This is a genomic window from Petroclostridium sp. X23 (assembly GCF_030013905.1).
Taxonomy (GTDB): Bacteria; Bacillota; Clostridia; order SK-Y3; family SK-Y3; genus X23.
Genome location: NZ_CP124862.1, coordinates 2,854,453 through 2,880,095, shown reverse-complemented (window position 1 = coordinate 2,880,095; position 25,643 = coordinate 2,854,453). Strand labels below are relative to the sequence as shown.

General features: G+C 38.2%; 21 protein-coding genes. 20 read left to right on the top strand and 1 reads right to left on the bottom strand.

All coding sequences use genetic code 11. The annotated features are described in order from the left end of the window. Positions 1 to 124: 124 nt before the first annotated feature. Entirely contained in the window at positions 125 to 1,222 is a 1,098-nt protein-coding gene (hisC, locus tag QKW49_RS13630; RefSeq protein ID WP_282863192.1) for a histidinol-phosphate transaminase, read from the bottom strand. A gap of 545 nt (positions 1,223 to 1,767) precedes the next feature. On the opposite strand from hisC, the gene fusA reads away from it, so the two are divergent. From fusA to QKW49_RS13530, 20 genes are all read left to right on the top strand, one after another. Next, positions 1,768 to 3,843, top strand: coding sequence for an elongation factor G (fusA, locus tag QKW49_RS13625; RefSeq protein ID WP_282863191.1), 2,076 nt, complete (start codon positions 1,768 to 1,770; stop codon positions 3,841 to 3,843). Between the two features lie 82 nt (positions 3,844 to 3,925). After that, the gene (locus QKW49_RS13620; protein ID WP_282863190.1) at positions 3,926 to 4,423 is read left to right on the top strand and encodes a DUF4830 domain-containing protein; all 498 of its coding nucleotides are present in this window, start codon (positions 3,926 to 3,928) and stop codon (positions 4,421 to 4,423) included. Positions 4,424 to 4,554: 131 nt separating this feature from the next. After that, positions 4,555 to 6,051 carry a hypothetical protein gene (locus QKW49_RS13615; RefSeq protein WP_282863189.1) on the top strand — a complete coding sequence of 499 codons (1,497 nt, stop codon included), beginning with the start codon at positions 4,555 to 4,557 and terminating at the stop codon, positions 6,049 to 6,051. A gap of 29 nt (positions 6,052 to 6,080) precedes the next feature. Next, positions 6,081 to 7,445 carry an RsmB/NOP family class I SAM-dependent RNA methyltransferase gene (locus QKW49_RS13610; protein ID WP_282863187.1) on the top strand — a complete coding sequence of 455 codons (1,365 nt, stop codon included), beginning with the start codon at positions 6,081 to 6,083 and terminating at the stop codon, positions 7,443 to 7,445. A gap of 267 nt (positions 7,446 to 7,712) precedes the next feature. Then, positions 7,713 to 8,447 carry a pseudouridine synthase gene (locus QKW49_RS13605; protein ID WP_282863186.1) on the top strand — a complete coding sequence of 245 codons (735 nt, stop codon included), beginning with the start codon at positions 7,713 to 7,715 and terminating at the stop codon, positions 8,445 to 8,447. A gap of 316 nt (positions 8,448 to 8,763) precedes the next feature. Then, positions 8,764 to 9,975 (top strand): CapA family protein, encoded by a 1,212-nt coding sequence (locus QKW49_RS13600; protein WP_282863185.1) that lies wholly within the window; start codon positions 8,764 to 8,766, stop codon positions 9,973 to 9,975. A gap of 84 nt (positions 9,976 to 10,059) precedes the next feature. Then, positions 10,060 to 12,213: a Tex family protein gene (locus QKW49_RS13595; protein WP_282863183.1), complete on the top strand. Its 2,154-nt coding sequence runs from the start codon at positions 10,060 to 10,062 to the stop codon at positions 12,211 to 12,213. 179 nt (positions 12,214 to 12,392) lie between these two features. After that, complete coding sequence (cbiM, locus tag QKW49_RS13590; protein WP_282863180.1) at positions 12,393 to 13,115, top strand: cobalt transporter CbiM; 723 nt, start codon at positions 12,393 to 12,395, stop codon at positions 13,113 to 13,115. After that, positions 13,112 to 13,444, top strand: coding sequence for a PDGLE domain-containing protein (locus tag QKW49_RS13585; RefSeq protein ID WP_282863179.1), 333 nt, complete (start codon positions 13,112 to 13,114; stop codon positions 13,442 to 13,444). Before cbiM ends, QKW49_RS13585 begins: the two co-directional genes overlap by 4 nt. Then, the gene (cbiQ, locus tag QKW49_RS13580) at positions 13,437 to 14,384 is read left to right on the top strand and encodes a cobalt ECF transporter T component CbiQ (protein ID WP_282863178.1); all 948 of its coding nucleotides are present in this window, start codon (positions 13,437 to 13,439) and stop codon (positions 14,382 to 14,384) included. The genes QKW49_RS13585 and cbiQ overlap by 8 nt, the downstream gene beginning before the upstream one ends. 68 nt (positions 14,385 to 14,452) lie before the next feature. Continuing rightward, complete coding sequence (locus QKW49_RS13575) at positions 14,453 to 15,259, top strand: ABC transporter ATP-binding protein (protein ID WP_282863177.1); 807 nt, start codon at positions 14,453 to 14,455, stop codon at positions 15,257 to 15,259. Between the two features lie 113 nt (positions 15,260 to 15,372). Continuing rightward, the gene (locus QKW49_RS13570; protein WP_282863176.1) at positions 15,373 to 16,587 is read left to right on the top strand and encodes an ROK family protein; all 1,215 of its coding nucleotides are present in this window, start codon (positions 15,373 to 15,375) and stop codon (positions 16,585 to 16,587) included. A gap of 4 nt (positions 16,588 to 16,591) precedes the next feature. Beyond that, positions 16,592 to 17,191, top strand: coding sequence for a chromate transporter (locus tag QKW49_RS13565; RefSeq protein WP_282863174.1), 600 nt, complete (start codon positions 16,592 to 16,594; stop codon positions 17,189 to 17,191). Then, positions 17,191 to 17,778 (top strand): chromate transporter, encoded by a 588-nt coding sequence (locus QKW49_RS13560; RefSeq protein WP_282863173.1) that lies wholly within the window; start codon positions 17,191 to 17,193, stop codon positions 17,776 to 17,778. Before QKW49_RS13565 ends, QKW49_RS13560 begins: the two co-directional genes overlap by 1 nt. A 496-nt stretch (positions 17,779 to 18,274) precedes the next feature. Next, entirely contained in the window at positions 18,275 to 19,681 is a 1,407-nt protein-coding gene (locus QKW49_RS13555) for a LysM peptidoglycan-binding domain-containing protein (RefSeq protein WP_282863172.1), read from the top strand. Between the two features lie 388 nt (positions 19,682 to 20,069). Next, on the top strand, positions 20,070 to 21,182 hold the full coding sequence (gene ugpC / locus QKW49_RS13550) for a sn-glycerol-3-phosphate ABC transporter ATP-binding protein UgpC (protein WP_282863170.1): 1,113 nt from the start codon (positions 20,070 to 20,072) through the stop codon (positions 21,180 to 21,182). Positions 21,183 to 21,275: 93 nt separating this feature from the next. Beyond that, complete coding sequence (locus tag QKW49_RS13545; RefSeq protein WP_282863169.1) at positions 21,276 to 22,361, top strand: helix-turn-helix domain-containing protein; 1,086 nt, start codon at positions 21,276 to 21,278, stop codon at positions 22,359 to 22,361. Between the two features lie 409 nt (positions 22,362 to 22,770). Further along, positions 22,771 to 23,457, top strand: coding sequence for a cell division ATP-binding protein FtsE (gene ftsE / locus QKW49_RS13540; RefSeq protein ID WP_282863168.1), 687 nt, complete (start codon positions 22,771 to 22,773; stop codon positions 23,455 to 23,457). After that, entirely contained in the window at positions 23,423 to 24,346 is a 924-nt protein-coding gene (gene ftsX, locus QKW49_RS13535) for a permease-like cell division protein FtsX (protein ID WP_282868144.1), read from the top strand. Before ftsE ends, ftsX begins: the two co-directional genes overlap by 35 nt. 29 nt (positions 24,347 to 24,375) lie before the next feature. Further along, complete coding sequence (locus QKW49_RS13530; protein ID WP_282863167.1) at positions 24,376 to 25,512, top strand: peptidoglycan DD-metalloendopeptidase family protein; 1,137 nt, start codon at positions 24,376 to 24,378, stop codon at positions 25,510 to 25,512. Positions 25,513 to 25,643: the final 131 nt, after the last annotated feature.

Below are 25,643 nucleotides of genomic sequence, written 5' to 3'. Positions count from 1 at the left end.
CTACAATACTACTTGTTTTTAGTGTTTGCCAATACCATGCTTCCATACTACACTAGTGAAAAGTTAATAGTGAATAATGAATAGTGAATAATTCTTGTGGTTACGCTGTACTATTCACTATTAGCTATTTATTATTCACTGTTTCTTTTAGTGCTTTAACAAACTCTTCACATTCTTCTCTCAAACCAATGGTAACTCTCAACCATGTATCCATTCCGTACAAATACCCCGGGCGTACGATGATACCCTTATGTAATAGTGATTGGAATACTTCTTTGCTGCTACGGTTCACATTCACCATTACGAAATTAGTTTCGGAGGGGAGATATACCAGACCAAGTTTATCGAAAGTACTATATAAGTACTCTTTGTTCTCTTTATTGGTCAAATAGCTCGTCTTTTTAAACGTATCATCTTCTAAGCTTGCTGTTGCAGCAGCTTGTGCGTATGAACTTACGTTAAAAGGACTTCGAACCCTTTCAAGATAGCTGATGATCTTTTCATTTGAAATGGCATATCCGATTCTAGCAGAGGCCAAGCCATAAATTTTGGAGAAAGTTCTTAAAATAATAATATTATTATATTTATCCAGCAGTTGTAAAGATTCAGGATAGTCATCACGCGTCACATATTCGTAATATGCTTCATCCAATACTACAACAACGTGATCGGGAACTTTTTCAAGAAAAGCATCTTGCTGCTCTTTGGTATACATTGTTCCTGTAGGGTTGTTAGGATTACATAGCCAAATCAACTTGGTCTTATCATTGATTTTTTCTTCCATCGCGTCCAAGTCAAAGAAATAGTCTTTGTCCAACGGGATTCCGATACAAATACCGCCGGCCAACTTGGTGTTTGTTTCATACAATGGGAATGACGGAACTGCCATAATGGCTTCATCATCGGGATCAATAAAGGCTTTTGGAATCATTTCTATAATTCCATCAGACCCGGCACCAAAGAAGAGTTGCTCCGGCTTAAGCTTCATTTTTTTAGCCAAGGCATTTCTCAATTCAGTGCTATTTGCATCAGGATAAAGTCCCGGTGTGTTCATCACTTCCATCATAGCGTCCTTGGCTTTGCTAGAACACCCTAATGGATTTTCATTGGAAGCCAGCTTGATAACCTTCTCCAATCCTAATTCCCGCTGTACTTCCGATATAGGTTTACCGGGGACATATGGGGCGATACTATTTAAAGCATCTCTAAAACGTATAGACATAATAACAACTCCAGTGATAGTGGGAGGTGAGTTAAGAGTGGCATACACCCAAAACCATTACACCGAAACGCCACTGTTTTTCATAATATTATATAGGAATATGAGTAAAAAAGAAATATATCTGACAAAAATAATGGTCAAATTATTGCTTTCAGCATTGCAAAAAATATATTACTTTTAACAAGACATAAGATTGCGAATGCAATATGCGTCACAATAAGTGTGGTACATATTTGCTCAGATAATATTGTCCACTGTACATTATTCACTATTCACTATTCACTATTAATTATTAGTTGTTAATTGCCTTCCCTCTTCCATGTATAAAAATAGTAGAATAATCAATATATACAAAAAAATAATGCACTAATAACTAAATTCATTATAAAGTTGGCATGGTTTTTGTATAAAATAAATATAAAAATATAAAAATATTGTTAAAAAATTTTAATTGAAAAAAGGAAATTTGGAAAAAATATCGAATAATATTAATAAGGATGTAATATTCTCTTAACCCAAAATTTACAGTCTAAGGGGGAAAACGTATGAAGCAATATCCAATATCAAAAATCAGAAACGTATGCCTGATGTCACACGGTGGAGCAGGTAAAACATCATTGGCAGAAGCCATCTTATATAATACGGGTGCGCTGGATAGATTTGGTAAAGTTGCTGATGGTACGACAACTACTGACTATGACCCGGAAGAAATTAAGAGAAAGATTTCCATTAGTACTGCAATAGCACCTTGCGAGTGGAAAGGTGACAAGTTAAATATTATTGATACCCCTGGATATTTTGATTTTGTTGGTGAAGTCATGGAAGGCGTCCGTGTTGCTGACGCTGCTGTGATTGTAGTAAGCGGGAAATCCGGAGTGGCAGTAGGGACTGAAAAGGCGTGGAAGTATGCTGTAGATAGAAAACTTCCCAGAATTGTTTTTGTAAATAAAATGGATGAAGACAATTCGAATTTCTATGCGGTGTTAGATCAATTGAGAGAAAAATTTGGAAAGATGATTGCACCTTTCCAAGTTCCTATTCGTGAAGGAGAGCATTTTACCGGTTTTGTAAATGTAGTTGATATGCAGGCACGAAAATTTGATGGTCAAAAGGTAATAGATGTTGCTATTCCTGATGGTATGGAAGAGAAAATTATGCCGGTAAGAGAAATGATCATGGAATCTGTTGCAGAATCCAGTGAAGAGTTAATGGAAAAATATTTTGCAGGTGAAGAGTTTACCATTGAAGAGATCCATCACGCTTTAAGGGTAGGCGTAGAAGAAGGCAGCATCGTTCCGGTGCTTTGCGGCTCTGCTCTGACCAATACAGGAGTGCAGGTATTGATGGATGCGATTGTTGAATACTTCCCGTCTCCTGATGAAATGGGTAAAGTTGTTGGCACACGACCGGAATCTGATGATGTGATTGAAAGAAACCCTGCTGAAAATGAGCCATTGGCTGCGCTGGTATTTAAAACAGTTGCAGACCCGTATGTAGGGAAATTATCCATATTTAAAGTTTTTTGTGGAACGTTGAACGCTGATTCCACGGTATATAACGCTAAGACTGATACAAATGAGAGGATAGGACGTTTATATTTATTAAGAGGTAAGAAACAAATTGAAGTTGATAAGATCACAGCAGGGGATATTGGTGCAGTAACAAAATTGGCGAATACCAATACAGGAGATACATTATGCGATAGTGCCGACCCTATCATTCTGGAAAGCGTTGATTTCCCGGAACCTGCAATCTCTCTGGCAATTACGCCTAAAGCAAAAGGTGATGAAGAGAAGATTGGTGTAGGCTTGCATAGACTGGTAGAAGAAGATCCTACGTTAAAAGTGGAACTGAATACCGAAACACATCAAATGCTGATATCCGGCATAGGTGAGCAGCATCTGGACATTGTGGTGAGTAAGCTGAAAGCTAAATTTGGAGTGGCAGTAGACTTAAGTGATCCTAAAGTTCCATATAGAGAGACTATTAAGAAAAGAGTGAAAGTGGAAGGTAAACATAAAAAGCAATCCGGAGGACATGGACAATATGGACATGTATGGATCGAGTTTGAAGCGGGAGAGACGGAAGATCTTATATTTGAGGAAAAGATATTCGGTGGTGCTGTCCCCAGAAACTTTTTTCCCGCTGTAGAAAAGGGTTTGAGAGAGAGTATGGTTCATGGAGTGCTTGCCGGCTATCCGGTAGTTAATTTGAAAGCAACATTAGTGGATGGTTCGTATCATCCTGTAGATTCTTCAGAAATGGCTTTTAAGGTAGCTGCTTCATTGGCATATAAGAAAGGGTTGGAGCAAGCAGGGTCTGTCCTTTTGGAACCTATTGCGCATGTGGAAGTAGTAGTTCCTGATGATTACATGGGAGATGTAATCGGTGATCTTAATAAGAGGAGAGGGAGAATACTTGGTATGAATCCTCAAATCGGAGGGCAGCAGCAGGTTGTTGCAGAAGTGCCCATGGCGGAAATGTTTAAGTATGCTACAGATTTAAGGTCAATGACGCAGGGAAGAGGAAGCTTCAGTTTGAAGTTTGAAAGATATGAAGAAGCTCCAGCCAATGTAGCGCAAAAGGTAATCGAGCAAGTTAAGAGCGAAAGCGCAGAATAAGTGCTAAAAATATATATTTACGCATATTTTATCTTCCTTAAAAATATGATGTAATAAGAATATTTTTAAGGAAGTGTATACTATGTTTATAGTTTCCTTCAAATTCAGCAAAAAAAAGTTAATCATTGCGGTATTAATCATTCTACTTATGATGATATCAGCAGCATCCATATTCATAAAAGCAAAATATACGATTATATTCAATACGTTGCAGAATGATATCTCATATAATTTTAAAAATATTAAAAGTAATGAGGATCGGATTAACTTTTTAAAGCAGTTTGGTTGGGAAGTCGAAGAGAAACCCATTGAGATCATGGAAGTCCAAATTCCGGAAAAATTTGGAAGTGTATATACTAATTATAATAAAATACAACAAGAAATAGGGCTTGACCTAGAAGTATACAAAGGGAAGAGAGTGAAAAGGTATACCTATAAAGTAATAAATCATCCTGTTTATAATAACGATGATGTACGAGCGAACATGCTTATATATAAAGATAGTGTAGTGGCAGGAGATATTATGACAACAGCAATTGACGGTTTTATGCATTCGCTGTTGTATAAGATTGATGGTTAAAAAATAGTAAACAAATAGTAAAGAAAAACACCAGTGTAATAAACTGGTGTTTTTAGTTTTTATTATGGTATAATACATTGGTAACGATTTGGATAGAGATATACAGGTGTATAGAAAGTGGGAACGAGGTCATGAAAACTATCAACATCCGTGATATTAGAAGAAAATTAAAAAAACGTTTAATAGATGTAGATAAATTACAAGAAATGCTGGAATGCTTGTTGGAAAGGCAGCAAGTTAATTATGCAATAAAGGGACTTGTTGGAATAAGCTTGGAATATGTTGCCTTACTGGATATATTAAACCAACCCAGGAATAGGCCCGTATTAGAACAGGAATATGAAGTAGAACAGGATATCATCTTTATAAGAGATCTGTTAAATCGAATTGATACATGGTTTATAGCCGACGAGAGAGAGAAAGATGATAGAATAAAAAGATTAAAAGCTATTAAAAAGATGATGTTAGAACGTGCGAAAGTCCTTGCTGCTTATCAAAATGTGCTGGAAGTATATATATATATATTAACTTCTGCTAGCGAAAAAAGTTATTTTGAGCAGCAGGAACTACAACAGGTGAATATGGAATGTTTTGTGGAGGAAGTCATAAAGTTTATCTTTTCACAGAAAGAGAAGCTTATTGTTAATGAAAAGCTTAAGGCGATATTAAGGTGCCTTCCTATAAAAATCAGCAAGCAAAGGTTTTATGATTATATTGTAAGCAGCATCGGAAATTATAAGGGGGCATATACTAAAGATCTGGAAGCATTTATAGAGATGCTGATGGACACATTTTATCCTGAGCGGATAAAACACTATGGAGAAACATTTAAATTTATTGTAAAACCGATTGAAAATATGAGAAATATTGACTTCAGTAATCTTTCACAGCACCAAGTGGACGAAAAAGGAGAAGAAATTCAGAACATAGCAGATGATATTAACCTAATGATCAATCTATGCAATTACACAACCGGTATAGTAAATAAAGCAATTGCAATGATCGAAAAGACATGTGTTGCTGACTATGAAGTACTGTGGCAAGAGGAACCTGCGCTAGAATCAGTAAGTGAAATGATGGGAATTATAAAAGAAATGATTAAAGAGACCGTATATGACTTCACGATGTCTAATGAAATAATCACTAAGCTTGTGAGGCTGGAAGGTAAGCAAGAGAAGTGGATGGACAGGATAGAACGATATATGGATGTGATTAATTATGCAGCAGATGAATATAAAGATACTATTTCCGATTTGGGACTACGAGAAGATATTGATAATATTAGAATGATAGAACTTTTTAATTCGGATTGTTTATTTGTTGACCCTGATATTTATATACATAATTATGAAGGATGTGAACAAGTAGATACTATGGTTGCAAATAATAAAGCGCAAAGCCTAATAGATTTTATAGAGGAAAAATCTAAAAGTACACCTCCAAATATTACAAAAGTTAAGATGAATATCCTGCTGTTTTTAATGCCGCCTGCTTTTAATACGGTACAAGAGGTAACGCAGTATGTAACCAATGCTATGAAATCATGCAGTGATAGGTATGAAAAGCTGGCAGTGATAGACGCAATAAGACAAATCATGGATAACTACGGATATAAACCATTTAATTGATAATGAGGAATGGAGAATCAAAACTGACAATGAGGTTACCCAAAAAATTTTTAGATAGAATGCAAGCATTATTAGTAGATGAATATGAAGATTTTTTAAAATCTTATGATGAAGGCCGGTTTTATGGATTGAGGGCGAATACCCTGAAAATCAGCAAAGAGCAATTCTTGGAGATTTGCCCCTTTGAATTAGAACCGGTTGCATGGACAAGGGATGGCTTTTATTATAAAGAAGAAGCGGCGCCGGGCAAGCATCCCTACTACCATGCGGGGATTTATTACATTCAGGAACCCAGTGCGATGGCTCCGGGGACAATCATAGATGCAAAACCGGGAGAAAAAATTTTGGATATGTGTGCTGCTCCCGGAGGCAAGACCATTCAAATTGCAGCAGGACTGCAAGGGAAAGGCGTGCTGGTAACCAATGATATTAACGCGAATAGGGTGAAAGCACTGGTAAAAAACATAGAACTGTATGGTGTTCGAAATGCTGTAGTAACCAATGAGACGCCACAGCGTTTAGCAGAGAAGTTTATCGGATATTTTGACAAGATTCTTGTAGATGCGCCTTGTTCGGGAGAAGGGATGATGAGAAAGGATGAGCAGGCTGCAAAAAGCTGGGAAAAATTTGATGTGCAGACTTGCTGTGCGATGCAGAGAGACATTTTAGAATATGCAGATAGCATGCTCAAGGGAGGGGGGCTGATCTGTTATTCAACTTGTACTTTTTCTCCAGAAGAGAATGAAGGAACCATTGAGTGGTTTCTCAATAAAAATCCCCATTACGAGGTGTTAAGCATACAAAGTGTGGAAGGAATGGGTAAGGGTAGGCCGGATTGGATAGAAGGAAGAGAAAGTTTAAGTAAATGTGTACGTTTTTGGCCCCATAAAATTAAAGGAGAGGGTCATTTCATAGCGTTGCTGCGGAAAAATGAAGATGTAAAGATTGTGCCGAAAAAAGGCTTAGCAGGTGTAGTAGAAAAAAATACCGAGAAGTTATGGACGGATTTTAGTGAGAGTATATTTCGCGCTATTCCGGAGGGTATTCTGCAGGTATATGGCAGCAATATACATATCATACCCGAAGACCTTCCCGATATAAGAGGTTTAAATATAGTAAGAACAGGTGTGCAATTGGGAAGTATCGAAAAGAATCGTTTCGAACCGTCACAAGCGCTGGTAATGGCATCGAAAATAGATGATTTTAAGAATGTACTTGATTTAAAAGCAGAATCCCAAGACGTTATAAAATATCTCAAAGGTGAAACGCTGATGGTAGAGGGAAAGAAGGGGTGGACTGCTGTATGTGTAGACAGCTATCCTTTAGGTTGGGCGAAGCAGGGTGAAGGGGTATTGAAAAACATGTACCCGAAAGCATGGAGAAAAATGGGGTAATAGTTCACGGAAACGATATACTCGATATATAGTTGTAGCGGCAGGCCTTGTGTCTGCCCGATTTGAAATGTACACGCTATTATAGATAACTAAAGTGAGACTTGAAAAATACCAAGTTATCTAACTTAGCACGCAGAAGGAGTGAAGCATGGGGACGGACCTACTGCTGCACTTGTTTTTTAGGGAAGCTGTAGGCCCGTCCCCATGCTTTGCGACTGACCAATCAAGCACTTTATAACATCCTATAGGAAATAACTGGAGGGCATTATGGCGGATACACAAAGGTTAGACAAGATATTATCCAACAGTGGTTTTGGAACCAGAAAAGAAATTAAACAAATGGTACGGGTCGGACAAGTAACTGTTGATGGCAGAGTTGTCAAGGATAGCAGTATGCATGTAAATCCATATCAAAATGAAGTGATGGTGAACGGACAAAAGGTGGAGTACCGCGAATTTGTTTATTTGATGATGAATAAGCCTGCGGGGGTAGTTTCTGCTACATGGGATAACAAGTTTAAGACTGTGGTGGATCTTGTACCTGAAGCCTATAGACATTTCGATGTATTTCCTGTAGGGCGCCTGGATAGAGATACCGAAGGATTACTGCTCCTTACTAATGACGGACAGCTGGCCCATGACCTGCTGTCTCCCAAAAAGCATGTTCCTAAGACTTATTATGCAAAAGTGGATGGGAAGATTTCACAAACAGACGTTGAAGTCTTCAAGAAAGGTGTTGGGCTTGATGACGGATACGAGACTCTGCCAGCTCAGCTTGTTATCCTAAAGTCAGAAGAGCAGTCGGAAATAGAGCTTACCATCGTAGAAGGAAAGTTTCATCAGGTCAAAAGAATGTTTGAAGCGGTGGGAAAGAAGGTAACTTATTTACAAAGAATAACAATGGGAGCTGTGGATTTGGATAGAGGATTAGAGCTGGGAGCGTGTAGAGAACTAACACATCGTGAATTGGATGAGTTGAAGAATATAGATAACGAACTTTAGGCTTGTGGCTTGCCATCATGCTAGCAGTTGAGATTCGGTAGGGGTGGACGACTCTGTCCACCCGTAGATCATGCAGTAATGCACCGGGCGGACAGGGTCGTCCGCCCCTACGGATAATCGCTTGAGTTCTTGTTACATAGGATTTAGGATTAGGATAATTCTAGCTTTAGAGTTTTTTATCTATATACGTGTTTTTAATTTTTATACTTAAAATAACTTAGGGATCAACACACTAAGTTATGTTTTTGTTATGCTTGCCTGTTTCTGTAGAGTATTGTAGAATTGGTTTAGATATTACAAAAAGTGGGGGAACTGTATGCAAAAGAATAAAATAATCAAATTGCTATTATTGGTGTTATGTATTGTGTTGCTTCCGGCCTGCGGTATAAGAGAAACACAAAAAGTTGAGCCGGTATTTACTGAAGTAGAGAAACCGGCTGAGAAGCAGGATATGCCGTCTTTTCAAAGTAACAACAGCAAAATTGAAGAGAAGAAGGAACCGGATAAAATTATTAATATTAAAGCGATCGGTGATATTATGCTGGGCCGGGGTGTGGCGTACCATACCAAAGGTGATTATACCTTGCCTTTTAAAGAAACTGCCGAGTTTTTAAAAAGTGCGGATATCACTTTTAGTAATGTAGAATTTGTTCTTTCAGAGCGCGGACAAAAATTAGAAGGGAAAATAAATTTGAGGGGTGAGCCTAAATCGGTTGAAGGGCTTAAGTTCGCAGGTATTGATATCGTAAGTATTGCAAACAATCATATGATGGATTACAATGAGTTGGGTTTGCTTGATACGATGGAGACGCTAAGCCGGAATAATATCAAGTATGCAGGAGCGGGGAAAAATCTTATGGATGCAAGAACGCCTGCTATCATTGAAGTCAAAGGTGTCAAAGTCGGATTTCTGGCATACTCCGATTTTGCCCATTATGGATTTTGGGATTCTCCTAAAAAGAATAGAATGCGCTTTTTTGAAGCCAAGGATGATGTTTCCGGGGTAGCGCCATTGAAGCATCAGGATGATAAAAACGGCAATGCGGTCAAGTATGAAATTGATCCTATCGTAGAAGATATTCAAAAGCTAAAAGAACAGGTGGATCTTGTTGCGGTATCCTTCCATTGGGGCGTGGAAAATTCTCATAATGTTCCTTCGCTGCAGAGAGAACTGGCACATAGCATCATAGATGCCGGTGCGGATATGATTTTAGGACATCATCCGCATGTGCTTCAAGGAATCGAAATTTATAAAGGTAAGCCTGTAATATACAGTATGGGAAATTTTATATTCGATCAGAATGAGAAAGCAAATAATGAAAGCATGATGGTAGATATGGACTTCACCAATGGAAAACTATCACGGTTGGAAATGCTGCCTCTTCAAATTATAGCTAAAAAACAAACCGTATTTGCGAAAGATGAAGATGCCGCGAGAATTATGGGGTATGTAAAAAAGCTTTCGCAGCAGCAAATGGATACCAATGCGGTGGAGAAAGAGAATAAGTTGATATTTGACATCCATTAATGTACATTTGTATTATACTTTTAATTGAAATAGTATGTTTTGTATAGTTATAATAATAGATATCATCATGAACGGGGGAAAAATATGGACGCATTATTGCAAAGGCTGCAGGGAGAGTTTTCGCTAAAGACCTTCCAAGTAGAAAATACGGTAAAATTAATTGATGATGGCAACACCATTCCATTTATTGCGAGATACCGTAAAGAAATGACAGGAGAACTGAATGACCAGGTTCTGAGAGAGTTTTACGATAGGCTTGTGTATTTACGAAATCTTGAATCAAGAAAAGAAGAGGTGAAGCGCCTTATCCAGGAACAGGGCAAGCTCACCGAGGAGATAGAATTAAGTATTGCCAAATCAGAGACACTGCAGGAAATTGAAGATATTTATCGGCCATTTAGGCCTAAGAGGAGAACCAGGGCTACCATCGCCAAAGAAAAAGGTCTTGAACCGCTTGCTAATATTTTATATTTGCAGAATATCTATACCGGAAATATTGAAGATATTGCTAAGCCTTATATTGATCCGGAAAAAGAGGTCAATAGCGTGGACGATGCTGTGAATGGTGCAATGGATATTATTGCTGAGATGATTTCGGATAATGCCGAATATCGAAAAGCGATAAGAACAATGACATTCCAGCACGGCATCTTGGTATGCAAAGCCTCAAAGAATGAAGATTCGGTATATTCGATGTATTACGATTTTAAAGAACCGGTGGCTAAAATCGCCAAGCACCGTGTGTTGGCTGTTGACAGGGGTGAAAAAGAGGAGTTCTTAAAAGTATCTATTGATATAGCCGATGAACAAATTATTAAGTATTTATATAAAGAAACAACGCCTCTAAAAAGAGCAATTACTACCGAGTATGTCCAAAGAGCAGTAGAAGATGCTTATAAGAGATTAATACAGCCTTCTATTGAAAGGGAGATTAGAAATGAATTATCGGAAGCTGCTCAAGAGCAGGCTATTAAGGTGTTTGCCGCAAATTTGAAGAATCTGCTGCTGCAGCCGCCGGTAAAAGGAAAAGTGGTGCTGGGGCTGGATCCGGCTTATAGAACCGGTTGTAAAATTGCGGTAGTAGATGAGACCGGTAAAGTACTGGACACTACGGTGATTTATCCTACGCCACCTCAGAATAAAATTGAAGAAGCTAAAAAAGTGCTTAAAGGATTAATAGATAAGCACAAAGTTGATATTATCTCCATAGGCAACGGTACGGCTTCCAAAGAATCGGAAATATTTGTAGCCGACTTAATCAAGGAACTGGACAGAGAAGTACTCTATATGGTGGTCAGTGAATCGGGGGCTTCTGTTTATTCTGCTTCTAAGTTAGGTGCGGAGGAATTTCCGGATTTTGATGTGGCGCTCAGAAGTGCTGCTTCGATCGCCCGAAGGCTTCAAGACCCGCTGGCGGAACTGGTAAAGATTGATCCGAAAGCTATAGGGGTAGGGCAATATCAGCATGATATGAACCAAAAAAGATTAGGAGAAGCTTTGAGCGGGGTAGTAGAAGATTGTGTGAACAGCGTGGGGGTAGACCTGAACACCGCATCACCGTCATTACTGCAATATATTTCAGGTGTCAGTAGTACAGTTGCTAAAAACATCGTAGCTTATAGAGAAGAAAAAGGAAAATTCTATAATAGAAAGCAGTTGTTAAATGTGGGCAAGTTGGGCCCGAAAGCCTATGAACAGTGCGCCGGCTTCTTGAGGATTACAGAAGGGGATAATATATTGGATAACACCTCCGTACATCCTGAGTCCTATGATGCTGCGGAAAAACTGCTGGCAAAGACCGGGTATACGCTGGAAGATGTAAGGAAGGGCGGTATTCGGGAGCTAAAAGACAAGGTATCACAGCATGAGGGAAAAAGGCTGGCGGAAGACTTAGGCATCGGCATTCCGACCCTGAGAGATATTGTAAATGAACTTTTGAAACCCGGCCGTGACCCGAGGGATGAACTGCCCAAACCCGTATTAATGAGTGATGTACTACATATTGAGGATTTGAAGACAGATATGGTTCTGACGGGAACGGTAAGAAATGTCATAGACTTTGGTGCTTTTGTAGATATAGGTGTACATCAGGACGGCTTGGTACATATTTCGCAGCTTAGTGATAAATATATAAAGCATCCGATGGATGTGGTAGCAGTGGGTGATATCGTAAAAGTCAAGGTGATGGAAGTAGATGTGCAAAGAAAAAGGATCTCTCTGACCATGAAAGGAATATAAAATCTTGACATAGTCAAGCGAGAATGTTTATAATATATATTATAATAAAGCGATCATGAAGGTTGCGTTTGAGTAGTTCACAATACTTGAAATATAACCACGAAGGTTATGACTGTATGAAGTACAGTCTGTCTTTTCGTGGTTTTTTATTTTAGAAATACATATGGGAGGTAATTTATATGCATATTCCTGACGGGTATATAGGGCTGGAAACCGCTATTCCTTTTATAGGAGTGATGATTCCTATCTGGAGGAAGGCTTTGCAGAAGATAAAAACTACTTTAAAGCGAAAACATATCCCGGTACTATCTATTGGAGCTGCTTTTTCATTTACCATTATGATGTTCAATGTACCGCTGCCGGGAGGGAGTTCGGGGCATGCTGTGGGTGCGGTTTTACTGGCTATATTGCTGGGGCCGTGGGCAGCATGCATAGGTGTTTCTCTCGCGCTTATTATTCAGGCTCTAATATTTGGTGATGGGGGCGTATGGGCAATCGGTGCCAATTGCTTTAATATGGCTTTTGCGATGCCTTTTGTCGGATATTACACATACAAACTTATAAGGGGTAACGCGGAAGTACTATCAAAAAGGGCAGTGATAGCTGCTATTGCTGCCGGCTATATTGGTCTGAATGTTGCTGCGCTGCTTACAGCAATAGAATTTGGAATTCAGCCCATGTTCTTCAAAGCAGCAGATGGAACACCACTTTACAGTCCGCATCCATTATGGATATCGGTGCCGGTAATGATGTTTGAACACTTATTGATTGCAGGACCTATCGAAGGAGCAGTCACGGCGTTGGCATATGTATATGTAGGCAAAACCCATCCTGAATTGCTTGGTGAGCAGAACAGGAAAGGCATTAGTACTCGGATTGCAGAGGGGGAAGCAATATCATGAAAAGATATAAATACCTTTGGGTCGCACTTGCAGTAATGATCTTTATTACACCATTAGGCCTATTGGCAGCCGGTACTGCATGGGGGGAATGGGGAACTGAAGAGGTGGGGGAAATGCTGGGTTATATCCCTGAAGGGATGGAAGAACTTTCGGAATCATGGACAATCGCGCCTATGACTGATTACAGTATATCCCTACTGAACGGCAGTTTTGTCGGAGAAGCAGCGGGATATATTCTATCGGCAGTAGCAGGCGTGTTATTAGTGATTGGTATTATTCATTTTATTGGGAAGATGGTTCCCGCAGAACAGGAAGGATTAAATGAGTGATTTAAATACAATTCCAAAATGGTTGCTGGAGCCGGAGCTGTCCGGCTCTCCATTTTTAAATAAACAAAAACGTATAAAAAGAAAAAGTTTTATAGTCAAGACGTTGGGACAGCTATCAGAGACACTGCGGAACGAATTTTTATCTGATCACTATTCTAAAGCGCCGGGATTGCTTCAACAACTTGATCCTAGGGTGAAGGTGCTCTCATTTGTTGCATTAATGGGATTTGCGGCAATGATGAGAAGCTTATCTGTTCTGATAATTATGTATGTATTTACCGTTTTGTTATTATTTTTAGGGAAACTGCCGGTTTTTACTTTTACAAAACGGATTTGGGTGGTGATGCCGCTAGCCACTGCCGTGATGGTACTGCCGGCGGTATTGAACATCATTGTGCCCGGGGAACCGTTGCTGATCATCTATGAAGTGAAAAACCCCATATCTTGGTTTGGAATTCCGCTTCCCCAGATGTTATCAGTTACAAAACAGGGAATGATCTCTGCGGTAACACTTATATTAAGAGTGAGCATCTCGGTATCATTAGGAGTTATTTTAACGGTGACAACCTCTTGGGCGGAGCTTATGAAGGGTTTGTGCCGAATTAAAATACCCTCTATTTTTATAACCATGCTGGACATGGCATATAGATATATCTTCGTGCTCATAAATATATCATTACAGATGTTTGAAGCGCGGAAACTAAGAACGATAGGAACTGTAAGCTACTTAAGCAATAAAAAGTTCATATCGGATATTATAGGCGTGTTATTTGCAAAGAGTATGTCATACAGTGAGGCTGTCTATGATGCGATGGTCGCACGCGGTTATACAGGACAAATTGAAACCATCTCTTCTTTTAAACTAAAAAGATTGGATATCTTATGGATTTTTAGTATAATGATATTTATATTGATATTATCTTATTTTAGTATCAGATAATGGCTGCAGCCTGCGGAGAGGCTTATAGCGGCTGTAGCAACACATCGTTTGAATAAGGAGAGAATATATTGCAACAGACAGATATCACGATTTTTGGATTAAATAATGTTAGCTATAGTTATATACACAACCAACCGGTTTTGGAGAATATAAACCTGAAAATTAGTAAAGGTGAAAAAGTTTGTATTCTTGGCGCCAATGGCTGTGGGAAATCGACGCTTTTAAAGATCCTATGTGGGTTGATATCTCCCAATTCAGGAGAATTTACTGCTTTTGAAGAAAGAATTACTGAGGAAAAGTTAGAGAATGATCATTTTTCCAAGCAGTATCACCAAAAAGTAGGATTTATTTTTCAAGATTCGGATGTGCAGCTCTTTTGCAGCAGCGTATGGGATGAAATTGCCTTTGGACCTCTGCAGATGGGATATTCGGAACAAGAAACTATGGATAGAGTAGAAGATGTCATACGAATGCTTCGCTTAGAAACGCTGAGAGAACGTCCTCCTTATCGTTTAAGCGGAGGAGAGAAAAAGAAAGTGGCGATAGCGGCTATTCTTGCAACTAATCCTGAGGTGCTTATATTGGATGAACCGACCAATGGCTTAGACCCTAAAAGTCAAAGATGGCTTGTAAGCCTTCTGGTTCAGTTGAACAAAGCAGGTAAAACGATTATAACAAGTACCCATAATCTTGAATTGGTACAGGAGATTTCGGACCGTGCAGTTGTATTTAATGAAAACTACCATATTGCAGAAGATGGTGCAACGCATAAGATATTAACAAATAAAGAGCTGTTGATTAAAGTGAATCTGGTAGATGAATACTATCATACGCATGGTGGGGTGCATTCTCATTATCACATTCACAACTACTGATTTGATTTATCTCATCTGATATTTCGCAATTTATTGTATCGACTTATTGCCAAAATGGTTAAAAGTTGATATGATAGAGGTATACAGTAGATATCTAAGAAGAGGTGGAACTAATGGCAAGTTGGGAGAAATGCTTTAAAAACCTAAGTAGAGAAAGTAAAAGTCTATTTAGCTTGTTACAAAAAAAAGGCCCGCTGACCAAGAATGAGCTAATACTTATTGCCGATATGAAACTAACTTCCTTAAATAGAGCGCTACGTCCTTTGGAAGAGCAGAAGATGATTGTTGAAGTGGGCATAGGTGAGTCCACAGGAGGCAGAAAACCTTTGCTATATGATGTAAATCCGGATATCTTCTATGTTATAGGAATAGACATTTCAAGAATTTATACGCGCGTCGTTATTACAAATTCAAAAATGGATATTATCCTTGAAGAAGAATTCCTGATGACCAAATCTTTTACACCTGTTAAGACTATTGAAGTCATCTCTGAAGTGCTGTTAAAAGCAATAAAGAAATTAGCAATCAGTAAAGCAGATATCATAGGGGTTGGTGTAGGAACCATCGGCCCTATTGACAGAGATAACAGAACAATGTACAGTCCTCGATATTTTTCTGCCCCTTCATGGGTGAATATACCTCTTGGTGAACTCTTGGAACAGGAAATTGGTTTGCCGGTATTGATTGACAATGGTGCCAATACGGCTATACTTGCAGAACTGCTCTTTGGATGCGGAAGTGGGTTTAAAAACATTGCGTATTTCAACTGTGGTATAGGGATAAGAACAGGTGCTGTTTCAGCGGGAAATATTGTGAGACCTATTAATGATGCAGAAGATGCCTTCGGACATATGGTTATTGATGTTGACGGTCAAAAATGCAATTGTGGCAATTACGGATGTATAGAAACATATTCGTCTATTCCTGCCATAACGCAAGCGTTTATTTCAGCATCAAAAAAAGGTCGTTACTCAATCATATCAAAGCCGCTGGAAGAAATAAATTATAAGGATATCTGCACTGCCGCAGAAAGAAATGACCACTTGTCCAGAGAAGTTATTACAGGTGCGGCGGATATCTTGGGAGTAGGGCTTGCGAACTATATTAACCTGCTTAATCCGCAGTTAATCATTTTAAGCGGACCGTTAGTGTGGCATTCAAATGTATTTTATCAGGAATGCAAGGAAGTCGCATTAAAGAAATATTATTTAAAAGAAGAGAATTCAGTGGTCTTTCATAGAAGCGGGTATTTTAAATATAGCGCCATTGCAGTGGGGGCAGCCGTGATGGTGATGGAAAGCAATCTGAATAATAAAATATTGGGGTGATTTTGTGAGTAAAAGTAAGAACAAAGTATCTATTTTTATTGAACTTTATATGCTTTTCTTTAAACTCGGTTGTTTCAGTTTTGGGGGAGGATATGCAGCGGTACCACTGATAGAACGAGAAGTCGTAGAAGAAAAGAAGTGGATGGAAAAAGAGCAGATCGTTGATATTTTTGCCGTTGCACAGGCTTTGCCGGGTGCAATTGCGTTAAATGCGGCAGGGTTCATAGGATATACGGTTGCAGGACTTTCCGGATCCATTATTTCGATCATTGGGAATTTAACACCTTCTGTAGGGATCGTGTTGACACTGTCCATATTATTTTCGAAAGTTAGCGATAATCCTGTTGTGCAGTCGGCTTTCCAGGGGATCCGGCCTGCGATTATCGGTTTGATAGCATATGCAGCTTATAAAATAGCTAAGACATCATTAGTAGACGTAACAACAGTTATAATCATGATTTTAGCTTTTGTCGCTTCCACGTTTTTTAATATAGCCCCTATTCCTCTTATTGTGTTTGGTGCAGTAGCAGGCATCGTGGTCAAACAGGTAAAATGCGTTTTGGCCAAAAAGGACATATCAGAGGGAAAGGATGGTGAACAGTAGTGACACTGCTATTAAAATTATTTATAGTATTTGTTAAGCTGAGTTTCTTTTCTTTTGGCGGGGGATATGTCATGATTCCTATTATGCTCAAAGAGCTGGAAGCAAATCATTGGGCTACTACGGCAGAAGTAACCGATATTGTTGCAATTGCAGGTATGTGCCCAGGATCGGTGGCAGTGAATGCCGCTGTCGGATTAGGATATAAGGTAGCGGGGGTTGGCGGGGTGATTGCGGCATTCCTCGGGATTGCGCTGCCATGTGCGTTGGTGGTTATTGTAGTAGCGGTTTTCTTCTTTAAAATATATCAGTATCCGGCGGTACAATCCGCACTGTATGGATTAAGACCTGTGATAACCGGGATTATTGTGTTTGCGGCTGTAAAGATTGCTCTGAGCAGTGGTATAGTTGCAGCAGCACCTGGTCAAATGATGGAAAACGGGTATAACATCAATATGGGGTCGGTACATTTGTTTGAATTGAAAAGTATACTCATGACTGTTGTTGCGTTTTTTTCGCTTATAAAAACAAAGGTTCATCCGATCTTTGTGATTATTGGTGCGGGTGTGCTGGGAATTGTACTTTTTTAAATAAAGTATATGACTATTGAATGGCTAATAGTGTAATATAGAATTAAGACGTAACAGATTTATATCTTGATTTAAAAAAATTGTAATAATATATGCAAATTTTATTAGGGAAGAGGGATCATAATGCCGCCCATAGGATGGAGCAAATTGCAAAAATGATTTCTCAGAGACAATTTTAGCAACCTCGACTGGTGTAGTAAATCAAAACTATATGTAGGAGGGTGTGCTAAATTCGACTTTATCACAGTCTTCTGTATAAATGTAAATAAACTTAACAATAGTGAAAACATCATTCGAATTGTAGACATAAAGTGAGGGTTTCCATTATTTACATCTTAAGTTTCTCCCTTGATTGACGATATATAAGACAGAAGAATATTAAGTATACATAATGCAATATATGATCTGATAATTCTAGTGCATAATGTATCCCAATAATATTATTCTATTTTTTTATTACAAAAATAACGTTATGTAAACAAGGGGGACGAATATTGTGAAGGGCAGATTAGTTAAAGGGTTAGCAGTACTTGGAATTTCTGCTGTACTGGCTTTCCATACTGGAACTCCTGCAAAGGCAGCTGATAGCATCTATATTGCGCACACGGTTATATCGGGAGAGTCACTGTGGAAGATTAGCGTGAAGTATAGTGTGAGCATTGAGGCCATCATACAGGCAAACAATATTACCGGAACAAGTATTATTGTGGGTCAGCAGCTAAAAATACCGGTAACTATTTCGGATAGCACGATAGAGTACACAGTGAAAAGTGGAGATGTACTATGGAAAATTGCGGATACCTATAAGGTAAGTATTCAAGCGATCGTTGATCTTAATAAAATTGATCCTAATAAGTCACTTATGATAGGGCAAAAAATATACATACCTGCACCAGAATCTGTAGAACCATCCACAGAATATACTGTTCATACTGTAGTGAGTGGGGATACTTTGTGGAAGATATCTGATTTTTATAAAATGAGTATTCAGCAAATTGCAGAACTTAATAGAATCGATCCTAATACTTCTTTGAATATAGGGCAAAAATTATTGATTCCAAAATCTCAGGTTGCAGATCAACCGGTATCTGAAGAAACAAATACTATTCACACCGTAATCAGCGGTGAGAGTATTTGGAAAATAGGTGCAAAATATAATGTTTCTGCGCAGGATATTCTGACAGCCAATCATTTGACCGAGTCTTCTGTAATATATGTTGGCCAAAAGTTGGTTATCCCTTCAGATAGCCAGAAAACTGAGACGGATATACAACCGCAGCCTGAAATGCCTCCTGCGAGTACGGAGCCATACATTACCTATAGTGAGCATGTTGTTCAAAAAGGGGATATCATTTGGAATTTAAGTATTCAGTATGGAATACCGCAAGCAGAACTGCTTAAAGCCAATAATTTAACCCTGCAATCCATGCTAAGCGTGGGGCAAAAGCTGCGTATACCTGTACACCATGTTCCTGTTACTTCTACACCGGGTGCGGAATATGGGGAATACCTGGACTGGTGGACGCAAGCACAGTATGTGTTTCCAATAGAAGCACAGGCAAAGGTAACTGATTTTGCAACCGGAAAAAGCTATAATATTAAAAGAAGTATCGGGGCCAATCATGCAGATTGTGAACCATTAACAGCGCAAGATGCAGCTATTATGTATGAAATATGGGGTAATAAGTGGAGCTGGGCTGAAAGAGCGTCTATAGTAGAAGTAAACGGAAGAAAAATAGCAGCATCAGTTGCCAATATGCCCCATGATATAGAAACTATAAAGGAAGAGAATAATTTTCAAGGTCATTTTGATATACATTTTAAAAATAGTACAAGGCATAATGATGGTTTGATGAATGAAGAGCATCAGGCACAAATCAGAATTGCAGCAGGAGTGAGATAAAGGCAATTAATAATGGATAGTGAATAACTAATAATTAATAATGATTTGAGGGCAGAGATAGTTTATACTTTTTCTGTCTTTTGTTTCGATATATTAACCGTTTTTAAAGATTTTACACAGAACAAGTTGTTCCTTATTTGATCATTATTATAAATTTTTTATCGCTATTTATATAAATAATGCTTGTAGCAAGACAATTATAGAATTTAAAGAAAGCACTATTCATTATTCACTATTCACTATTAATTGTTATTTAGTTTATGCATTGTCACTAAAATGATCTTTTAATTTTGTGAAAATCTGTCCTAACATAAGGATAAGCCGTATGCTATAGTAGATATATAAGATATAGATATAAAGAGACATAAATTTTAGGAGGGGGCGTAGTATGGCAAGCTTAAAGCTAAAAAATGTTTACAAAAGATATGCAGGGGGAGTTACTGCAGTTAGTGATTTCAATCTTGATATCGATGATAAAGAGTTTCTGATTTTAGTTGGCCCATCCGGTTGCGGTAAATCGACAACATTAAAAATGATTGCCGGTTTAGAAGAAGTCACTCAAGGAGAGCTTTATATCGGTGAGAGACTGGTGAATGAGGTTGCGCCAAAAGATAGGGATATCGCGATGGTTTTTCAGAACTATGCTCTTTATCCACACATGACAGTTTTTGAAAACATGGCATTCGGCTTGAAGCTCAGAAAGACTCCAAAGGAAGAAATAAAGGTACGGGTTGATGAAGCGGCAGAAATTCTTGATATCGTTCAACTGTTGGATAAGCAACCTCAGGCCTTATCAAGCGAGCAAAGACAGAAAGTGGCGTTGGGACGTGCCATTGTACGTAAGCCAAAAGTGTTTTTGATGGATGAGCCTCTTTCCAATCTCGAAGCTAAACTAAGAGTACAGATGAGGGCTGAGCTTAGCAAGCTGCATCAGAGGCTTGAGACAACATTTATCTATGTTACGCATGATCAGACAGAAGCGATGATGATGGGAACCAGACTGGTTGTGATGAAAGATGGATTTATTCAACAAATAGACTCTCCGGAAGATCTATATTCCAAACCTAATAACATGTTTGTTGCTGGGTTTATAGGAAGTCCTCAGATGAACTTTATAAATGTTATGGTGGTAAAAAAGGATGACCAAATCCATCTTGTATTCGGTAAGAATGAAATAGTTCTTCCTGGAGAGGCGGCAAAGAAGTTAGAAGATGCGGGATATATTGGCAGAGAAGTGGTTATGGGCATCAGGTCTGAAAATGTTTACGATGAAGAAACGGATGTCGTACAAATGGCTGGAGGTTTTATTAAAGCCAAGGTCCAATCTGTTAAAACGGTGGGTGCAGAGACTTATTTATATATGACAGTGGAAGGTGTAACCTTTATTGCAAGAGTTGATCCTAAGACCAAGGTGAAAGCTGGAGAAGTCATTAAGGTTATTGTTGATATGAATAAAATCCATCTATTTGATGCAGATACTCAAAGAGCTATCATCAACTAATTAAAAAAAAGGAAGAAATTATTCAATGGAATACATTTCCTCCTTTTTTTATTTATAAATTTGTTGTATACTATATACAAGGAGGTGTTGAAGATGTCCAATCGATTGTTTCAAAATATTGTGAATGAGATGAAAGAGATTATTAATAGAGAAATCGGGGTTATAGATGATACGGGATACATGGTCGCTTGTTCGAATACCGTCAAAAATGGGGATCAAATGGATGAAGTGCTTGAGAAGATAGAGGACAGTCATACTACAGTTGTGCTGGACGAACGCACTTATAAACCTATTATCAAAAAGAATCGGTTAGAATATATTATTTATGTTTCGGGAGCTGATAGCGAGGCAGAAAAGTATTGTTCGCTGATTGCCGTCAGTGTAGACAATATAAAACAGTATTATGATGAAAAGTTTGATAAAGGTACATTTATAAAAAATGTAATATTAGATAACACGTTGCCGGGAGATGTTGCTGTGAAGGCTAAGGAACTGCATCTACAGATAGACGCGCCAAGAGTAGCCTTTTTGATACGTACTTATGATGGAAATGACCTTTATGTGTATGATACTATTCAAAATTTGTTTCCGGGCAAAACTAAAGATTTTGTTTTTGTAATAGATGATCATAATATCGTATTAATAAAAGAAGTGAAAAGTGTGGATGAAACAGAGGAAGTAGAAAAGATTGCAAAGACTATTGTAGATACCATTCATACTGAGGCGTTAATGAAACTTTATGTAGGTATAGGCAGTGTGGTAGGAAATATTAGGCAGTTGGCAAAATCATATAAAGAGGCGCAAGTTGCGTTAGAAGTAGGTAAAGTTTTTGATACAGAGAATTACATCATTAATTATGATAACCTTGGTATAGGTAGATTAATATACCAGCTTCCGACTACTTTATGTGAATTGTTTCTGGCAGAGGTGTTTAAGAAAGAATCTATTGATGCATTGGATGAAGAAACAATCATAACCATTAAAAAGTTTTTTGAGAATAATTTAAATGTTAGTGAAACATCCCGTAAATTATTTGTTCATAGAAATACACTTGTCTATCGGTTAGATAAGATACAGAAATTAACCGGATTGGATTTAAGAATTTTTGATCATGCCATCGTATTCAAAGTAGCTATGATGGTTAAAAAATATCTGGATTCAAATCCAATTAAAATTTAATAAAAACTCGTGACAATAAAAAATATTAATGCTCACAGCTCATAGCTTTATAAACAATTATATAATCTGTGAACCGTGAGCTAACACGACACCTGGGAAATAATTTGCCCAGGTTTTTTTATTTACTATCTTTTCTTACAATAATAGAAGAGTGTGAAAAAGTCTAATTTAGCACATAGAAGGGCAAGACTTGGGGACTGGTCTGCTGTGAGGCCTGGTTTTTGGCCGGACTGCGGCCCTGTCCCTATGTGTTGCCCTAACCGATCAAGCACTTTTTCACATCCTCCTATATAGTTCCAAAAATTGACTTCTATATTTTTACAAAAAAAAGTGGGAAATAAGAAGGATTTTTGTCATGTTATGTAGAATAATGAAAATGGATTAATTATATAGTAGAAGGTGTTAAATTTTGATATTACTTACACATGTATCCAAAACATACAGCAATGGTACAATGGCGCTAAATGATATTAGCCTATTCATAAATAAAGGTGAGTTTGTTTTTGTAGTGGGTCCCAGCGGGGCGGGGAAATCTACTTTGATAAAGCTGTTGATGAGAGAAGAAGTGCCCACTTCCGGTAATATTATTATCAATGATTTTGATATATGTAATCTAGCCAGAAAAGATATCCCATATTTAAGGAGAAGTATTGGCGTGGTATTTCAAGACTTCCGTTTGCTTCCTAATAAGACAGTATATGAAAATGTTTCCTTTGCAATGCAGGTAGTCGAAGCTTCTTCTAAAGAAATTAGGAGACAGGTTCCCTTTCTGTTAAGCATGGTAGGATTAAGCCATAAGGCAAAGATGTATCCGCATCAATTATCAGGGGGAGAGCAGCAAAGAGTTTCTTTGGCCCGTGCATTGGCAAATAATCCGGCAGTACTTATTGCAGATGAACCTACCGGCAATCTTGATCCGGAGACGGCTTGGGATATTGTAAAATTGATACACGATATTAACAAAAGAGGTACAACGGTAGTAATGGCTACCCATGCAAAAGAAATTGTAAATAGTATGAAAAAACGGGTTATTGCACTGGAAAAGGGTATGATTGCCCGTGATGAAGAGAAAGGCGCATACGGCTATGAAAGTTAAAACGATAGAATATTTTGTAAAAGAAGGGTTAGCCAGTATCTGGTCTAATCGTATTATGAGTTTGGCATCTATTAGTACAGTAATGGCAAGCTTGGTGATTTTCGGCATGTTTGCCCTTATAACATCTAATTTAAATTATATTGGCGGCCAGGTTAAAGAGCAATGGCAGATCAAAGTATTTGTTGACGAAAATGAACCGGAAAGTCGGTTAGATCAAATAGAGCAGGAAATAAAAAATATTTCTCATGTTAAAGAGTGTATTCTTGAAACAAAAGAGCAAGCCTTGGAAAATTACAGAGAGCAGTTAGGGGAAGATGCGCATGTTTTAGAAGGGTTTGATAAGCATAACCCCTTAAGGAATGCTTTTGTTATTAATCTTAAAGATGATGTTGAAGATATTGAAGTTGTAGACGAGGTCATTACTCAACTGGGGGCCATACAAGGGGTCGCAAAGATTAGAAATCACCGCGAATCGGTAGATAAGCTGATAAAGATCACCGAATTTATAAAAATGGCGAGTCTATGGGTAATGGGGTTATTAACATTGGTTGCTGTCTTTATTATATCTAATACCATCAAGTTAGCGGTTTTTGCACGTAGAAAAGAGATTAATATTATGAAGTTTGTGGGAGCAACAGACTGGTTTATCCGTTGGCCGTTTATTATGGAAGGGATGGCTATCGGCATGATAGGGGCGTTATCATCTTTAGTGCTGGTCGGATACGGGTATAACTATACATTAAAACTTTTTTATCAAAGTATAAATATTTTTCAGCTAAGAGAATTTTCGGATATCGTGCAGGGTCTGGGGATTATTTTTATTTCTTTAGGCACTAGCATTGGTGCCGTAGGCAGTGCCATATCTATAAGAAAATATTTGCGTGTATAACATGTAACGTAAGGGGGAACAGAAAGAGGATGGGGAAAAAGCGTAGGTTATCAGCTATTATTATATCGTGTATATTTATTATTGCAGTGGCCTTGCCTGTTTATGCAGAAGATTTAGGCAGTCTGGAGAAAAAGCTAAATAGTGTAAATAGTGCTATGAACAAAGCGCAAAAAGAGTTGAAATCAGTCCAGACCCAGAAGAAGGGTGTGTCTAATGAGCTGGAACAGTTAGATGTGGAAATTGATAAAACAGAGAATGAACTGGAACAGATTAATATATTGCTTCGCGAAAGTGAAGAGAAAATAAAACAGAAAGAAGAAGAACTAAAACAAGCATCCGAGGAAGCAGAGCAACAGTTTGAAATGCTCCAACTACGGGTCAGAACGATGTATGAAGACGGAAATGCTACGTATTTGGAAGTGTTGTTCGATTCTGCCAGCTTTGCCGATTTTGTATCCAGATTGGAAATCGTAAAAGAAATTGTTGATTACGATAATAATCTTCTGGCGCAGCTAAGAGGGATAAAGGATAAGATCGCGGAAGCAAAGGAGATTGCGGAGCAAGAGAAAGTAAATAGAGAAAAAATAAAAGTCCGTGTTGTTACTGTGAAAGAAGACTTACGTCAGAAGCAGGTTTCCAGAAGTCAATTAATGCAGCGTCTTACCCAGGAAGAGAAAGAATATCAGAAACAAATGGACGCATTAGAGGAAACATCCAAGCAAGTTGAGAAAGAAATTAAGCGATTACAAGAGCAGAATAAAAGAAAGTATGCGGGGGGAAAATTGGAATGGCCGACACCGGGAGTTTACAATATAACCTCTCCTTTTGGTAATCGATGGCATCCGATATTGAAAAAGAACAGCTTGCATACCGGGGTAGATATCGGTGCATCTTCAGGAACAGCTGTTAAGGCTGCAAATGATGGGCAGGTTATTCTAGCAGGGTGGAACGGAGGCTATGGTAAGTGTGTGATTATTGACCATGGAGGCGGTATTGCTACGCTATATGCACACAACAGTACGCTTTTGGTCAAAGTTGGGCAAGAAGTGAAAAGAGGGCAGACCATATCAAAAGTAGGAAGTACAGGATGGTCGACCGGACCGCATCTGCATTATGAGGTGAGGGAAAACGGAAGTCCGGTAAATCCCATGAAATACTATCAATAATGAATAATAAAAAGATTTGAAATATGAAGATTGAGATTCTTTTTAAAAAATCTTAATCTTTATTTCTTTTATGTAATAAGGTATAATAACTTATTGTATAAAATATTATAATTAAGTAAAGATTTGATACT

Coding starts and splice junctions, on each gene's coding strand:
- hisC (WP_282863192.1), bottom strand. CDS start 1,222: ATGTCTATACGTTTTAGAGATGCTTTAAATAGTATCGCCCCATATGTC.
- fusA (WP_282863191.1), top strand. CDS start 1,768: ATGAAGCAATATCCAATATCAAAAATCAGAAACGTATGCCTGATGTCA.
- QKW49_RS13620 (WP_282863190.1), top strand. CDS start 3,926: ATGTTTATAGTTTCCTTCAAATTCAGCAAAAAAAAGTTAATCATTGCG.
- QKW49_RS13615 (WP_282863189.1), top strand. CDS start 4,555: ATGAAAACTATCAACATCCGTGATATTAGAAGAAAATTAAAAAAACGT.
- QKW49_RS13610 (WP_282863187.1), top strand. CDS start 6,081: ATGAGGTTACCCAAAAAATTTTTAGATAGAATGCAAGCATTATTAGTA.
- QKW49_RS13605 (WP_282863186.1), top strand. CDS start 7,713: ATGGCGGATACACAAAGGTTAGACAAGATATTATCCAACAGTGGTTTT.
- QKW49_RS13600 (WP_282863185.1), top strand. CDS start 8,764: ATGCAAAAGAATAAAATAATCAAATTGCTATTATTGGTGTTATGTATT.
- QKW49_RS13595 (WP_282863183.1), top strand. CDS start 10,060: ATGGACGCATTATTGCAAAGGCTGCAGGGAGAGTTTTCGCTAAAGACC.
- cbiM (WP_282863180.1), top strand. CDS start 12,393: ATGCATATTCCTGACGGGTATATAGGGCTGGAAACCGCTATTCCTTTT.
- QKW49_RS13585 (WP_282863179.1), top strand. CDS start 13,112: ATGAAAAGATATAAATACCTTTGGGTCGCACTTGCAGTAATGATCTTT.
- cbiQ (WP_282863178.1), top strand. CDS start 13,437: ATGAGTGATTTAAATACAATTCCAAAATGGTTGCTGGAGCCGGAGCTG.
- QKW49_RS13570 (WP_282863176.1), top strand. CDS start 15,373: ATGGCAAGTTGGGAGAAATGCTTTAAAAACCTAAGTAGAGAAAGTAAA.
- ugpC (WP_282863170.1), top strand. CDS start 20,070: ATGGCAAGCTTAAAGCTAAAAAATGTTTACAAAAGATATGCAGGGGGA.
- QKW49_RS13545 (WP_282863169.1), top strand. CDS start 21,276: ATGTCCAATCGATTGTTTCAAAATATTGTGAATGAGATGAAAGAGATT.
- ftsX (WP_282868144.1), top strand. CDS start 23,423: ATGAAGAGAAAGGCGCATACGGCTATGAAAGTTAAAACGATAGAATAT.
- QKW49_RS13530 (WP_282863167.1), top strand. CDS start 24,376: ATGGGGAAAAAGCGTAGGTTATCAGCTATTATTATATCGTGTATATTT.